Source organism: Paracoccus saliphilus (genome assembly GCF_028553805.1).
Taxonomy (GTDB): Bacteria; Pseudomonadota; Alphaproteobacteria; order Rhodobacterales; family Rhodobacteraceae; genus Paracoccus; species Paracoccus saliphilus.
The window spans coordinates 4341332-4355713 of record NZ_CP067140.1 but is presented as its reverse complement, the minus strand read 5'-3'; the positions used below and the strand labels follow the sequence as shown (position 1 = coordinate 4355713).

General features: G+C 53.5%; 15 protein-coding genes. 7 read left to right on the top strand and 8 right to left on the bottom strand.

Annotation, left to right across the window (positions count from 1 at the left end; translation table 11 throughout):
• Positions 1-34: 34 nt before the first annotated feature.
• The 7 genes from JHX88_RS20885 to JHX88_RS20855 all read right to left on the bottom strand — a co-directional run bounded on the left by JHX88_RS20885 (position 35) and on the right by JHX88_RS20855 (position 7283).
• Positions 35-916, bottom strand: a complete 882-nt coding sequence (locus tag JHX88_RS20885) for a ParB/RepB/Spo0J family partition protein (RefSeq protein WP_076522198.1) — start codon at positions 914-916, stop codon at positions 35-37.
• Positions 916-1701 carry a ParA family protein gene (locus tag JHX88_RS20880; protein WP_076522197.1) on the bottom strand — a complete coding sequence of 262 codons (786 nt, stop codon included), beginning with the start codon at positions 1699-1701 and terminating at the stop codon, positions 916-918. The genes JHX88_RS20885 and JHX88_RS20880 overlap by 1 nt, the downstream gene beginning before the upstream one ends.
• Positions 1694-2290: a 16S rRNA (guanine(527)-N(7))-methyltransferase RsmG gene (gene rsmG, locus JHX88_RS20875; RefSeq protein WP_076522196.1), complete on the bottom strand. Its 597-nt coding sequence runs from the start codon at positions 2288-2290 to the stop codon at positions 1694-1696. The genes JHX88_RS20880 and rsmG overlap by 8 nt, the downstream gene beginning before the upstream one ends.
• A complete protein-coding gene (mnmG, locus tag JHX88_RS20870) occupies positions 2287-4155 on the bottom strand; it encodes a tRNA uridine-5-carboxymethylaminomethyl(34) synthesis enzyme MnmG (protein ID WP_141225708.1) in 1869 nt (622 codons plus the stop codon). Before mnmG ends, rsmG begins: the two co-directional genes overlap by 4 nt.
• A 2-nt stretch (positions 4156-4157) precedes the next feature.
• Positions 4158-5426: a tRNA uridine-5-carboxymethylaminomethyl(34) synthesis GTPase MnmE gene (gene mnmE / locus JHX88_RS20865; RefSeq protein ID WP_076522195.1), complete on the bottom strand. Its 1269-nt coding sequence runs from the start codon at positions 5424-5426 to the stop codon at positions 4158-4160.
• A gap of 10 nt (positions 5427-5436) precedes the next feature.
• Positions 5437-6708 carry a transcription termination factor Rho gene (rho, locus tag JHX88_RS20860; protein WP_076522194.1) on the bottom strand — a complete coding sequence of 424 codons (1272 nt, stop codon included), beginning with the start codon at positions 6706-6708 and terminating at the stop codon, positions 5437-5439.
• Between the two features lie 128 nt (positions 6709-6836).
• Complete coding sequence (locus JHX88_RS20855; protein ID WP_076522193.1) at positions 6837-7283, bottom strand: CopD family protein; 447 nt, start codon at positions 7281-7283, stop codon at positions 6837-6839.
• A 505-nt stretch (positions 7284-7788) separates the two neighbouring features.
• Here JHX88_RS20855 and JHX88_RS20850 point away from each other — a divergent pair.
• Genes JHX88_RS20850 through JHX88_RS20835 form a run of 4 tightly spaced genes read left to right on the top strand, consistent with a single transcriptional unit; the run spans position 7789 to position 10837 of the window.
• Positions 7789-8631, top strand: coding sequence for a shikimate dehydrogenase (locus JHX88_RS20850; protein WP_141225732.1), 843 nt, complete (start codon positions 7789-7791; stop codon positions 8629-8631).
• The gene (gene coaE / locus JHX88_RS20845; RefSeq protein ID WP_076522191.1) at positions 8628-9215 is read left to right on the top strand and encodes a dephospho-CoA kinase; all 588 of its coding nucleotides are present in this window, start codon (positions 8628-8630) and stop codon (positions 9213-9215) included. The genes JHX88_RS20850 and coaE overlap by 4 nt, the downstream gene beginning before the upstream one ends.
• Complete coding sequence (gene dnaQ / locus JHX88_RS20840; RefSeq protein ID WP_076522190.1) at positions 9208-9909, top strand: DNA polymerase III subunit epsilon; 702 nt, start codon at positions 9208-9210, stop codon at positions 9907-9909. Before coaE ends, dnaQ begins: the two co-directional genes overlap by 8 nt.
• Positions 9910-9964: 55 nt before the next feature.
• The gene (locus JHX88_RS20835) at positions 9965-10837 is read left to right on the top strand and encodes a YihY/virulence factor BrkB family protein (protein ID WP_076522189.1); all 873 of its coding nucleotides are present in this window, start codon (positions 9965-9967) and stop codon (positions 10835-10837) included.
• Between the two features lie 60 nt (positions 10838-10897).
• Here the strand turns inward: JHX88_RS20835 and JHX88_RS20830 are convergent, their stop codons facing one another.
• The gene (locus JHX88_RS20830) at positions 10898-11701 is read right to left on the bottom strand and encodes a response regulator (RefSeq protein WP_076522188.1); all 804 of its coding nucleotides are present in this window, start codon (positions 11699-11701) and stop codon (positions 10898-10900) included.
• Between JHX88_RS20830 and JHX88_RS20825 the strand changes: the two genes are divergently transcribed.
• The 3 genes from JHX88_RS20825 to JHX88_RS20815 are packed head-to-tail and all read left to right on the top strand — an operon-like array spanning position 11700 to position 14358.
• Entirely contained in the window at positions 11700-11945 is a 246-nt protein-coding gene (locus JHX88_RS20825; protein ID WP_272848137.1) for a NepR family anti-sigma factor, read from the top strand. The two genes, JHX88_RS20830 and JHX88_RS20825, sit on opposite strands and share 2 nt — an antisense overlap.
• Positions 11946-11948: 3 nt before the next feature.
• On the top strand, positions 11949-12548 hold the full coding sequence (locus JHX88_RS20820; protein WP_076522187.1) for an RNA polymerase sigma factor: 600 nt from the start codon (positions 11949-11951) through the stop codon (positions 12546-12548).
• Between the two features lie 13 nt (positions 12549-12561).
• A complete protein-coding gene (locus tag JHX88_RS20815; protein WP_272848136.1) occupies positions 12562-14358 on the top strand; it encodes a sensor histidine kinase in 1797 nt (598 codons plus the stop codon).
• Positions 14359-14382: the final 24 nt, after the last annotated feature.

Sequence of the window (14382 nt, the reverse complement as noted above, 5' to 3'; positions counted from 1 at the left end):
GCACCCCGCATGCGAAATGCCGTACGAAGCTGCGTTATCTGTTTCCGCCCAAAAGCTGGCATAGCTGGTCGAGCTGGTCCAGATCCCGGTATGTGACGGAGAGCTGTCCGCCATCCGTACCAGCGTGTTTGATCGCCACTTTCATCCGCAGATGCGCAGACAAGTCGGATTCCAACGCGCGTGTATCGGCGTCTTTCTCCTGTTTCTGCGCCGCAGTCTTGCTTTCCTTGGTCGCGGGCTCTGATTGTTTGCGCACCAATTCCTCGGTTTCGCGTACAGACAGGCCCTTTTCAACAACTTTGCGTGCAAGCTGTGCCGCATTTGGTGCGGTTATCAGCGCGCGTGCGTGACCGGCACTTAACTGCCCGCCTTTGACCAGTTCTTGCACCGGATCCGGGAGGTTCAGCAAGCGCAGCAAGTTGGCAATATGACTGCGGCTTTTGTTTAGTGCTTCGGCAAGCTTTTCCTGGGTATGTCCGAAACGATCCATCAACTGGCGGAACGATGTCGCCTCTTCAATCGCGTTCAGATCCGCACGCTGGATATTTTCGATGATCGCAACTTCGAGCACTTCAGCATCCGATAGCTCGCGTATGATGACCGGCAGTTCGTGAAGTTGCGCCATTTGCGCCGCTCGCCAGCGACGCTCGCCGGCAACGATCTGATACAGGCCCTGGTCCTTGGGGTGCGGGCGCACGATCAATGGCTGCAGGACCCCACGACTCTTGAGAGAGTCGGCAAGTTCGCTCAGTGCCTCGGGTTTGAACTGGCGCCGTGGCTGATCGGGGTTCGCGGTGATCTGCTCGATCGGGATCATAGAGCGATCATGAGTTTCCGGCGCAGAAAGATCCACATCGGCCATCAAGGCTGAAAGACCGCGGCCGAGACCCCGTTTGGCGGTTTTACTGTCGGACATCAGGCGGCCTCCGGAGTGAGGTTGAGACGAGCGGCGAATTCAGCCGCAAATTGGCGATAGGCGGCACTGCCCTTCGAGTTTGGATCATACATCAGAACGGGCTTTGCATGTGATGGAGCTTCGGAGACGCGAACATTGCGCGGGATGACCGTCGGATAGATCAATTCGCCAAGAGTGGCGCGCGCATCAGCTTCGACCTGTTGGGATAGGTTGTTCCGGTAATCGGACATTGTCAGCAAGACGCCGTTGACGCGAAGTCCCGGATTAGCAGTTTGACGAACCTGACGGACAGAAGTCAACAATTGAGAGAGACCCTCGAGCGCATAGAACTCTGCCTGAAGCGGAACCAGCACACCATTAGCTGCAACCATCGCATTGACGGTAAGCAGACCGAGCGCGGGCGGGCAATCTATGAGAATGATCTTGCCCGGGGCCGCGTTCTGGAGCTTGCTACGTAAAAGACGGGTTCGGTCCGCAGAACTGGACAACTCGACATCGGCGGAAGCGAGATCAGATGTGGCTGGGACAATCTGCAAATTCTCAATATCCGTGTCTTGGATTACAGTCTCAAGGGGTTCTTCTCCGACCAGCAAATCATAGACGGTATGACGGCGCCTATCCGAATCTATACCGAGACCGGTTGATGCATTTCCTTGGGGATCCAGATCTATGAGAATTGTTTGATGCCCTGCCTGGGCCAGCGCCGCACCAAGGTTAATTGCCGTAGTGGTTTTGCCGACCCCTCCTTTTTGGTTTGCAATCGCCACGATATAGTGATCAGGCATCCGAAACCTCGCTTATCTTGAGAATAGCAGCCCCCGTTTGAGTTCTGCTTGCTATCGGTTCTATCCGGAATTTCCAATGCTGTCGCGCTTCATCCACTTCGGCCTGCCATTTTTCGCCTTTCATCAGCCATGCCTGCCCGTTCCTTGCCAAATGCCGATCAAGATATGGCATAAGGCGCGGCAGTGGAGCAAGCGCGCGGGCACTCAGATAGGCGGCATTTAGCGGTTCGACAGCCTCGATACGGCTATTCCTAACCTCAGCATTACTCAAGCCAAGATCGCGAATTGCGGAACGAAGAAAGGTTGCTTTTCGTTGATCGCTTTCCAGAAGGATAAAACGTATCGGGCGGGAGGCGAAGATTATAGAAAGCACTATCCCGGGCAAACCGCCCCCACTCCCCAGATCAGCCCATATTCCCTTATCCGGCTTCGCATATGCGGAAATCTGCAAACAATCATCTATGTGGCGAGATTTCAGTTGTGGAATACTTGAAGGTGAAACGAGATTTATCTTGGTGTTCCAGCGTATCAGGATCTCCTGATACGCATCCAACAGGCCCTGTGTTTCACGTGAAACATCGCCGATCATGCGTGCTTTCGCTCCGCTTGCCTTGCGATCGCCATCAGTAATGTTAACGCGGCAGGTGTTATACCCTCGATTTTTGCCGCTGCTGCCAAAGTGGTCGGACGTAGCTGTGAAAGCTTGCTGCGCAACTCAGATGATAGGCCTGCGATCATCGTGTAATCGATATCAGGAGGTAACGTTATCGCTTCGTCCGCCCTCAGCGCCTCTGCATCCCTACTCTGCCTATCAATGTACTGATGATACAAGGAATCATTCATAAGCTGTTGTATTGTTTCTGGCGCTATATCATCAAGCCAAGGAGCAATATCGAGTATTTTCCGCTTCGGAACATCTCCCATACCTAGCATTGCAAATACAGACCGTGACTGGCCGTCAAGCCGAACCTGGATATCTTTGCGCTTCAGTTCCGTTGGTGAATAGCGCTCTTCTTCAGCGCGCTTTCTGGCGTTGTCATAACATTGCTGCCGAACTGTAAATGACGCTCTACGAGTATCTCCGACGCATCCAATTGCTATGCCAAGTGGAGTAAGCCGTTGATCTGCATTATCAGCCCTAAGTGTAAGCCGGAACTCCGCCCGTGATGTAAACATCCGATAGGGCTCGCTGACACCACGCGTGACCAAATCGTCAATCATTACACCGATATAGCTATTGGTTCGGCTAAATGTGATCGGAGCTTCTTTTCTTGCGGCCAGCGCTGCATTGACGCCCGCCACCAAGCCTTGAGCACCGGCTTCTTCATAGCCCGTGGTGCCGTTGATCTGCCCCGCCAGATAGAGGCCTTCAACGGTTTTCAGACGTAATGTTGCATCAAGCGCTCGTGGATCTACGTAGTCATACTCCACCGCGTAGCCTGGCTGAATAATATCAGCGCGTTCCAAACCGCGAATGGACCGCACATATTCCAGCTGAATTTCAGTCGGTAAAGACGTTGAAATACCATTGGGATAGACTGTGTAATCGTCCAGGCCTTCTGGCTCAAGAAATATCTGATGGGAGTCCTTGTCCGAGAACCGTACCACCTTGTCTTCTATCGAAGGGCAGTAGCGCGGCCCTTTGCCAGATATACTTCCTCCATACATGGCGGATCGGTTCAGATTTGCGCGAATGATATCATGCGTTTTTTGATTAGTATGTGTAATGGCGCAGCATACTTGGTGTAGCGAAGGCGCCTTGCTAAGATATGAGAACATAACAGGATTGTCGTCACCAGGCTGCTGCTCCAATAGCCTCCAGTCTATGGTTCGACCGTCAATTCGCGGTGGTGTTCCGGTTTTGAGACGTCCAAGCGGAAGTTCGAATCGTTGAAGTGACTTCGCAAGATCCGTTGAAGCATCATCACCCCAACGGCCGGCGACACGTGTCTCATCACCAATATGGATCTTCCCATTCAAAAACGTACCCGTGGTCAAGATCACAGCAGATGCACTGATCTCAGTTCCGTCGGCTAACTGCACGCCGTTAGCCTGTCGTGAATCTCCTGAAAGAGCCATGACTTCACCGAAGATCAATTCTAGGCCGTCAGTTTCTGAGACTTCGCGATAGGCGGTTTCGCGATAAACCCGTCGGTCCATCTGAGCCCGGGGACCTTGTACCGCTGGCCCTTTACGGCGATTCAAGAGACGAAACTGAATCCCAGCCCTATCGGCTAGCCGTCCCATCAGCCCATCCAGTGCGTCGATTTCTCGCACGAGATGCCCTTTTCCAAGACCGCCGATTGCGGGGTTGCAAGAAAGCGTACCAATATCCTCCTTGCGCATTGTCACCAATGCCGTCCGCACACCCATTCTAGCGGCGACCGCAGCAGCCTCTACCCCAGCGTGTCCGCCTCCGATAACAACTACATCGAAATGTTTCACGTGAAACATCCTCATTTTCCAATACAGAATGACGTAAAGATTACATCCAAATACTCTTCTGCGCCGATTCTGCCAACTAGTCTGTCCAAAGAAGCAGCCGTTTGCCTGATCGCTTCAGCCAATAGTTCCGGTGGAATTTGCTCTGTATCGGAAAGAGCCTTTCGCGCCTCCACCAAAGCACTCAACTGACGTTCATGGCTGACAATACCTGCCCCGGCAACTCGTAACGACAGCCTATCATGTATATGTGAGAGAAGCTCATCTATTCCTTCACCTGTAACAGAAGAAACGGAATTTCCGCTTACCTTATAGAGCTCCAAGTCCATCTTGGTTGCGACGGATAAATCACCATCCCGCCATAGTTCCTGGTCGATTTCATTGGTTTCTGACAGGTGTAGCCTCATGTCCGCAGCCAAGGCTCTTCGTTTAGCTCGATCAACCCCCATTTGCTCAATTTCATCGGTGGATGATCGCAATCCCGCAGTATCAAGAAATGTCACCGCCAAGCCGTTAAGATCCAGCCGCACCTCTATAATATCGCGCGTCGTACCGGCAATATTTGAAACCAGCGCAACATCTCGACGTGCAATTCGGTTTATGAGACTTGATTTTCCCGCATTTGGAGGTCCAATAACAGCAATTTCAAATCCCTTCCGCAAACGTTCGGCTGCAGGAAACCCGCCGATTTCATTATCAAGATGAGTTCTCAGTTCCGCGAGTATGGAATAAACATCCTCAGGAACCTCTTCGGGAACCTCTTCATCGGCAAAATCGACACTGGCCTCAACCAAGGCGCCAGCACGTATCAACAATCCTCGCCAGATTTCGGCTTTTTTTCCAAGCTCTCCATTCGCTGCGCGAATAGCCAACTGCCTCTGCGTCTCAGTTTCAGCTTCCAGAAGATCGCCAAGACCTTCAACTTCAGCCAAATCCATACGGCCTGATTGGAATGCTCGGCGTGTAAACTCGCCAGCCTCAGCCTGTCGTGCCCCACATCGAGTCAGCGTTTGTGTGACACGCCGTACAACAACCGGAGCACCATGCAAATGAAATTCTGTAACCTCTTCGCCGGTAAAACTATGTCCCTCCTGAAACCAAATTACCAGCGCCCGGTCGAGCACTTCCTCACCATCCCGGATAGAACGAAAATATCCATTACGAGCAATAGGCAATGGTCCGGCCAATTGCTCAGCAACTCGCCTAGCTTTATGACCGCTTAGTCTAATGACTGAAACACCACTCCGCCCAGGCGGGGTGGCTTCAGCAAAAATCAGATCCATAATAGCCTCGTCAGGCGTTCATCGAATCGAAGAATTCTGAATTTGTCTTCGTTTGCTTCAGTTTTGAGATCAGGAATTCGACAGCATCGGTCGTCCCCATAGGGTTGAGAATCCGCCGAAGAAGATAAGTCTTCTGCAGATCCCGCGTCTCAACCAGAAGCTCTTCCTTCCTGGTACCGGATTTCAGGATATCCATCGCCGGGAACACGCGCTTGTCAGCGACTTTACGATCCAACACAATCTCGCTGTTGCCGGTACCCTTGAACTCTTCAAAGATCACTTCGTCCATCCTCGAACCTGTATCTATCAAGGCGGTGGCAATGATCGTCAGCGAGCCGCCTTCTTCTATATTCCGCGCCGCACCAAAGAATCGCTTGGGTCTTTGTAATGCATTCGCATCAACACCACCCGTAAGAACTTTACCTGAACTTGGAACCGTAGTGTTAAATGCTCTACCAAGTCTAGTTATCGAATCCAGAAGAATAACAACATCTCGTTTATGCTCAACCAGACGCTTGGCTTTTTCAATCACCATCTCACTTACGGCAACATGTCGGCTCGCCGGTTCATCGAAAGTTGAAGAAATCACCTCTCCGCGCACGCTTCGTTGCATGTCGGTCACTTCTTCAGGACGCTCGTCAATCAACAAGACGATCAGATAACATTCAGGATGATTGCGTTCGATGGAATGGGCAATGTTTTGCAACAGCACGGTTTTACCGGTCCGGGGAGGTGCCACGATCAAGGATCGCTGCCCTTTACCGATCGGAGCAACCAGATCAATTATTCTCGCACTGCGATCCTTGATTGTCGGATCCTCGATTTCCATGTTCAATCGTTGATTGGGGTAAAGCGGCGTCAGGTTATCGAAGGCAACCTTGTGTCGAGCCTTTTCTGGATCAGAGAAATTGATCTGCTCGACCTTCGTCAAGGCAAAGTAACGCTCATTGTCTCCTGGCGCACGAATCACACCCTCTACGGTATCACCGGTTCGCAAGGAAAACTGCCGGATCATATCCGGGCTTACATAGATATCGTCGGGGCCGGGAAGATAATTGGCCTCGGTGGAACGCAAAAAACCGAACCCGTCCTGTACCACCTCCAGAACGCCCTCTCCGCCGATATCCCAGCCTTCCTCGGCATGCTCCTTCAGGATCGAGAACATCATCTCGCCCTTGCGCATGGTCGAGGCGTTCTCGATCTCCCACTCCTCCGCCATAGAAAGCAGATCAGCTGGGCTCTTGGCTTTAAGCTCGGACAGATTAAGTCGCTCTTCACTCATCTTAAGACCTCGTGAACGCCAATGGAGGAGTGCTTGGCGCAATCATGGATGTAATGGAGGATCCCGTACCGGACGGCCGGGTTTGAGCGTCAGATAAGCTGCAATAAACTTCGAGTCAATCGCCGAGGTCAGTATTTCACGATTACCGATAGAACAATCAGGATCATCAGCAATGTCGGGACCTCGTTCATGATGCGATAGCGGCGTCCACCAAGAGAATTTCCGCGCAGCAATGAGCGCCTTTGACCTGCACACCAGCCATGAAACCACGTCATTGCCAAGACACACCCTGCCTTGACCCAAGGCCAAGCCAGAGACCAATCCACAATTCCGGGTGTAAAGACAAGACATAGCCCGCTGATCCATACCACGATCATTGCTGGACGCATGATCACGCGCAGAAGCTTATCTTCCATAATGGCAAAGCTGCGGCCTGGTTCGCCGTTATCCATTCCTCGTTCCGCATGATGGACGAACAAGCGCGGCAGGTAGAACAGACCAGCCATCCAGGACAGCACAGCCATCACGTGGATTGCTTTCACATAAGGATAGATGGTGGAGAGTAGCTCAATCACGAAAATTCTCCTGTTCTCTCTGCTCTAAATAATAAGAAGATAAAAAGGAATGTTGTTATTGTAGGGGCTGGGGAGAACGGGAACACTTCGTTATCTACACATCTTTCCCCTACTTCCATTGTTGTGGAAAAACAGAAGCAGAACTCACCAAAAAGAGTAAATATCATTTAAATACAACATGTTAAATTGTGGATGAATCTGGGGAATCTATTCTGATCGGGATGTTATCAACAGATATGAAATTTGCACAATCGCATTGTCCACCTGTGGACAAGCGAGCCTCGTTCACTTTTGGTTCCAGGCAGGACAAGGGAATTCCGTGATGGGATAAGCCTTATCAACGGATTCTCCCGAAGATATCCGTATGTTTCATCCACAGGGGTGAGTCCATCAGGCCACAACTCTAGCCAGACTCCGATAGAAGCCCTTTTTTCCCACGATAACCAACCATACTCTGTTACAAGCCCGACTAGTGGAACAGACGCAGCGAGCAATGACTGAAGATATGCCTATCAGCCAGATCCAGCATGCCCCCTTGGCGGGTGTGATCGGGCTGCCGATTGTGCATTCACGATCGCCCAGATTGCATACACACTGGCTGAAGCGCTACTTGATCGACGGGCATTACATTCCGATGCCTGTTATGCCTGAAAACTTGGCCGAGGTGTTACGAGCGCTTCCCAGGTTGGGATTTGTCGGCATCAATGTGACCATTCCGCATAAGGAGGCGGTTCTGACGCTGGCGGATGTGGTCACGGACCGTGCCGCGTTGATCGGCGCTGCTAACACACTGATTTTTCGTCCCGACGGCAAGATCCATGCCGACAACACGGACGGTTACGGCTTCATCGCCAATCTACGTCAATCCGCGCCCGATTGGACGCCTGATCATGGACCCGCAGCGGTTATCGGTGCTGGCGGTGCGGCCCGGGCAGTCGTCGCTTCCCTGCTGGACAGCGGCGTGGGTGAACTCCGTATCACCAACCGAACCAGGGTCCGGTCTGAACAAATTCGGTCAGAATTCGGCGCACGTGTGATCGTCTATGATTGGGCACAGGCAGGCAACATGCTTGAAGGGTCTGCGACGGTGGTGAACGCGACATCTCTGGGAATGCAGGGCAAGCAACCATTGCGAATACCACTTGATGCATTGTCGCCAGACGCCTTGGTGACCGATCTTGTCTATACGCCGCTGATCACGCCATTTTTGGCCGAAGCTCAGGCACGTGGATGTCGGACTGTTGATGGTCTGGGAATGCTGCTGCATCAGGCGGCCCCGGGATTCGAGCGTTGGTTCGGTCATCGCCCGGTTATCGATGACGAAACTCGTCGGATCGTTCTTGAATGACTTACAAGCTTGGCCTGACCGGCAGTATTGGCATGGGGAAAACGACCACCGCCAGGATGTTCCTCGAACTCGGGTTTCCGGTCTGGGATGCAGATGAGGCCGTGCATCGTCTTTATGCCCCGGGAGGAGCAGCTGTGGTGCCGATCGCGGCTGCATTTCCAGAGACCCTCAATGATGGCGGCATAGACCGTAAAATCTTGAAACAAACCTTGGCCGGGAATTCCGATGCATTGAAGCGCTTGGAAAAGATTGTTCATCCTCTGGTTGCCGAAGATCGAGAGAAATTTGTTCGGGAACATCACAGTAGTCAGATCGTGGTGCTGGATATCCCACTGCTTTTCGAAGGTAAATCGGAGCAGCAGGTGGATGGCGTGGCCGTTGTTTCGACGGATTCAAGGACCCAACATGATCGTGTACTCTCGCGGCCCGGTATGACAAAAGAACATTTCCAGATGGTCCTTTCGCGCCAGATGCCGGATGCGGAAAAACGTGCTCGTGCCGATTGGATCATTCCGACCGATACGCTGGAAGGCGCGCGCGCCGCAGTCGAACGAATTTGCAGAGAGATTGTAACAAATGCGTGAGATTGTTCTGGATACCGAAACCACGGGCTTCGATGCGGAAAAGGATGACCGCATCGTCGAGATAGGTGCGCTCGAACTGCTGAACCATATGCCGACGGGCCAGACCTTTCATGTCTATATCAATCCGGAACGTTCCGTGCCGACCGAGGCATTTGAGGTACACGGCCTTGGTGACGATTTCCTGAGAGACAAGCCAAAATTCGCAGAAATTGCCGGGGATTTTCTCGATTTCATAGGCGATGATGCCAAGCTGGTGATCCATAACGCCAGTTTTGACATGAAGTTCCTGAATGCAGAGCTTAAACGCGCAGGTTTCCCTACCCTGCCATGGAGCCGTGCGCTCGATTCACTGGCCCTGGCACGAGAGAAGTATCCTGGTGCACCCGCCTCGCTGGATGCGCTTTGTAGGCGTTTTCGAGTGGACAATTCCGGGCGCGAGCTGCACGGAGCCCTGCTCGACTCTGAGCTCCTGGCAGAGGTATATCTTGAACTGATCGGAGGGCGGCAGCCCGATCTGGTGCTCGACCAGCCTAGCCAGAAGCAACCCGTGGATCAGGCAACCCCGATAACGGTTCGCCCCTTGTCGCGGCCAAGACCGCTGCCTTCTCGACTGACTGAAGCTGAAGCAGCCGCGCATGCCGAACTCGTTGCAGAAATGGGTGACGTATCAATCTGGGCGCGCTACTCCGATTGAAATCCTGACGAACTTGGAGCCGAGCGTAACTTTATGTGATTTGAGAAAGGACCCTATGTTCTATGCGTTCCGAGAGTTTTGGTCATTCTGGCAAGCGGTCTTCGACAGGATGGAGAAGATCCATATGGGTCTTATTGCCGCTGGTGTGGCCTTTTATGCGATGTTTGCGGTATTTCCCGGCCTCGCCGCGATTATTGCGCTCTGGAGCCTGTGGTTCGATCCCAATGCCATCATGGCCTATGTAGAGGTCGCCCATGAATTTCTTCCGGATGGTGCAGCGGGGATCATAGACACGCAGATCAGATCTTTGACCGCTGCCGGACGAACCTCGATTGGCTGGGCGTCCTTCATTTCCTTCATGGTCGCGACAATTTCGGCTCGCGCGGGCGTCGATGCGCTGATCAATGGGCTGAACGCAGCTCATGGAGCGCGCCGGCGTTCCACGATCTTTCGCTTCATCACAGCTTATATGCTTACATTGGCAATTGTCGGCGTATCGCTGGCGGGAATGGCCACGATCGTTATCGTGCCAATCGTGTTGAACTTTGTAATTATTGGAGAAGTCCGGGCGTGGTTTCTTACAGCACTCCCATGGGCGGGGATGTTCGTGCTGGTCATCCTAGGGATCGGCATCCTGTATCGCTACGGCCCGAATGTGAAAGCATCGCGAACCCCACTGCTGACATGGGGTGGATTGTTTGCCACGCTTCTATGGGCTGCGGCGTCTATCGGCTTCTCTGCATATCTCGGCAGCTTCAACAGCTATAACCGTATATATGGGTCCATCGGTACGGTTGTAGCACTTCTGATGTGGTTTTATCTCGCCGGTTTCTCCGTGCTTCTGGGTGCAGTGATCAATATCGAACTTGCGCACCGGAAACGTTTAAAGGCTGTGCGCGAGGTGCGACAGCCTTTAAACGCAGAGTAAGGCAACCTGCTTTTCAGCGATTTTTCTGCCGAGACGGTTTCCGTGACTGTTGGAAACGCGCTAAACCTCCAACCCTTCGGTCGTGGCAAAGAACATTGCCTGCGACACGGCCGAACGGACCTGCTCTTCGTTATAGGGTTTGGAGATCAGGAAAGCGGGCTCGGGCCGATCACCGGTCAAGAGCCGGTCCGGGAATGCCGTGATGAAGATGACCGGGATCTCTCCCAAGTCATGCAACAAGTCGTTGACTGCATCGATTCCTGAAGATCCGTCGGCAAGCTGGATGTCGGCAAGGATCAGATCAGGACGCTCGCTGTCGGCCAGTTCGATAGCGGCGGAATGGGTCCGGGCGACGCCAGTAACATTGTGTCCCATCGCTTGCACGATGCCCTTGAGATCCATGGCGATGATGGTTTCATCCTCGATCACCATGATCCGGCCTGCAATCGAGTCGCTCATCTCATTCAGGGCGATCTGGATCAGCTCTTCCGCCTCAGGCTGGCTGATCTCCATGATGTGGGCGATCTGATCATAACGCAGCTCTTCTATGGTGCGCAGAAGCAGGGCTTCACGCGAATTCGGCGTGAGCTTGCGCAGACGATCCTGAGCGCCTTTTTCCCTGGCAGACAACTCGATCTCCTCGACCGGCTCGCCAGAGCTCTGCCAGATCGCGTGAAAGGCACGGAACAGGCCGATACGGGTGTCATTCTCTCCGTCCAGTACCGAGCGATCGGAAAGGATGGCCTCCAGAGTCGCGGCGGCGTAATTGTCGCCTGCCTTCTGACTACCGGTCAATGCGCGCGCGTAGCGACGCAGATACGGAAGCTCGCGCCCGACGGATTGGGCAAGATTAGCAGCGGACATGACAGTCTATCCTCAAATTTCGCAGGTTGCACGGAACCATCACCCACCCCTACATGTTGGAAAGGTGGCGCACAAGATTACCGGGGCTAACGAAACGATGACACCTAAGCGAGAAGAGAACCACAGGGACGCGATCCAGAAACAGATCGATGAGAACCTGCGGCGGGTGTATGAACAGGATAGCTCCGACGAAATTCCCGACCGTTTTCTTGAATTGCTGCAAAAACTGCGCGAGCAGGAGTAACATATGGAACCTGCCGACAAATCCGGCGGTGAGCGCAACGACGCCACCGCCCAAGCCAATCCGCGTGATGAACTGGTCGATCACCTTCCCGCGCTGCGCGCCTTTGCGTTGTCTCTGACGCGTGAGGGCGCATCCGCCGACGATCTGGTGCAGGACACCATCGTCAAGGCATGGACGAATATGGACAAGTTCCAGACCGGGACCAACCTGCGCGCATGGCTGTTCACAATTTTGCGAAATACATTCTATTCCGCCCGTCGCAAGACCAAGCGAGAGGTCAGCGACAGTGATGGCCTTCACGCCGCACGTCTGTCGACTCGTCCGGAACATGACGGACGTTTGGCATTGCGGGATTTCCGCGTCGCGTTCGAGCAGCTACCGGACGAACAAAGAGAGGCATTGATTCTCGTGGGCGCATCGGGTTTCTCGTATGAGGAAGTCGCCGATATGACCGGGGTGGCTATCGGAACCGTGAAGTCGCGCGCCAATCGTGGCCGCCGTAAACTGGCAGAACTGCTACATTTGGAAGAGAATGAAGAGTTGAGCATGAATGATCAGGTCACTCTTGCCGTGATGGCACCGAATCACCCCGTGCGACGTTGATCTTGTTCACGTGGTGTTTCTACGACGTCTGACCGAACGATTGGATTTTACCAAGCGGCTTGGCTTCCGCCTTGGGATGCTGCTTTCGGTCGCGATTTTGCCGGTCGGCCTGATGTCGTTGATCCAAAACCTGAACCTGTCACGTGAAGCGGAACGCAGTGCAGAGATCGCACTTCTTGGCCGGACCGCTTCTGCCGCCTCGGGTGAGAGGGCGCTTCTGCAAAGTGCGCTAGGTTCGGCTGACGCGTTGGGTCCGGGCGTTCTGGATGCGATGGATCAGCAGCGGAACTGCTCTGATCTCATGCGGAATTTCATCGAGCGCAGTGCAACCTATGTCTATGCCGGCTTCGTGCCGCTGAATGGGATGAGCACCTGTCATTCAGGACCCCGGTCCACCGCTGTCGTCGATATGCGCGAATCCCCCGCCTACGAGAAATTCGTCAACGAACCCGGTACGTTGGTCACTTCCCTGGATAGCGGTTCCGACGGAGACCCCTCTGTAATCCAGGTCATGCAACCGCTTTATCGAGACCGGGAACTGCTCGGATATATCGCTGTGGCGCTGACGCATGAGTTGTTACGCTCGACGCATTCGATCAGCTTCGGCACGGAAGGCGCAAAGATAGCGACCTTCAATCACAGGGGCGAGATTCTGACAGCGGATAGCGGCTCCGGCGATAGCGCGACCGATATCCTGCCGCAGGGAACCGAGCTGGTCAGCCTTTTGTCCAGGACCGAGACAACTTTTCGCGACTACTCCAACACCGGAGAGTTGCGTGTCTTTACCGTGGTTCCGGTTGTTCCGGGACTAGTCTATGCGCTTGGAAGCTGGAATCCCAAGATAGCCGGCGTAGGCGTCCTGCAATTGTCGCGTTTCGGGGCCGTGCTATTTCCTGTTGCCTTGTGGCTGGTGTCTTTGGCCGTCGCCTATTTTGCCGTGTTCCGCCTTGTCTTGCGCCACATAGGCGAACTCCGTGGTCAGATGCGCCGCTTCGCCATCGGTAATCGAGATATCGCTCCTCCGGTCCTATCCGACGCACCGACGGAAATCGCCGATGTCAGTCAGACTTTTCACAACATGGCTCGCATCCTGATCCGGGACGAGGAAGCAATGGAGGCGGCGGTCGCCGAAAAAACCGTGCTTCTGAAAGAACTTCATCATCGTGTGAAGAATAATCTCCAGTTGATCGGTTCGATCATCAACATGCAAAGCCGTGTTATCGAGGACAACGACGCCAAGCGCGTTCTGCGCTCGGTTCAGGACCGGGTGGCCGCTCTCGCAACGATTTATCGGAATCTCTATCAGGCCGAGCATCTCGATGCGGTCGAAGCCGACCGTTTGCTGGGCGACATCATAAACCAGATGGTAAATGTATCCGTCGAACCTGGATCGAACCTGAAGGTTGTTACAAAGCTCGAACCGTTGACGCTGTTACCCGATCAGGCGGTTCCGCTATCGTTGCTGGCAACCGAAGCCTTCACCAATGCATTGAAATATGCGGGGAAACCGGAAGGCGAGGACGCGGCATGGGTGCGTGTAAGCTTGACCAAGGCGGAAAACGACACCGGTATTCTGGAAATCGTCAACTCTATTGGCGAACAAGAAAATGAAGTTGAGGGCACCGGCCTCGGCAGTCAGTTGATCGAGGCATTCTCGACCCAACTCGAAGGCGAAGCAAGCTTTGGCATCGAAGGCAAAACCTTCGTCATGTGTCTGCCATTCCGGATAGAGGTGCCGAAGCCAAGTGTTCAGCCGGATATTACGAATGTTGTGTTGACCTCGGCCGCGCGGGGCGGTGCGCGGCATTGATGTGAAAAAACAAAAAGACTTGGG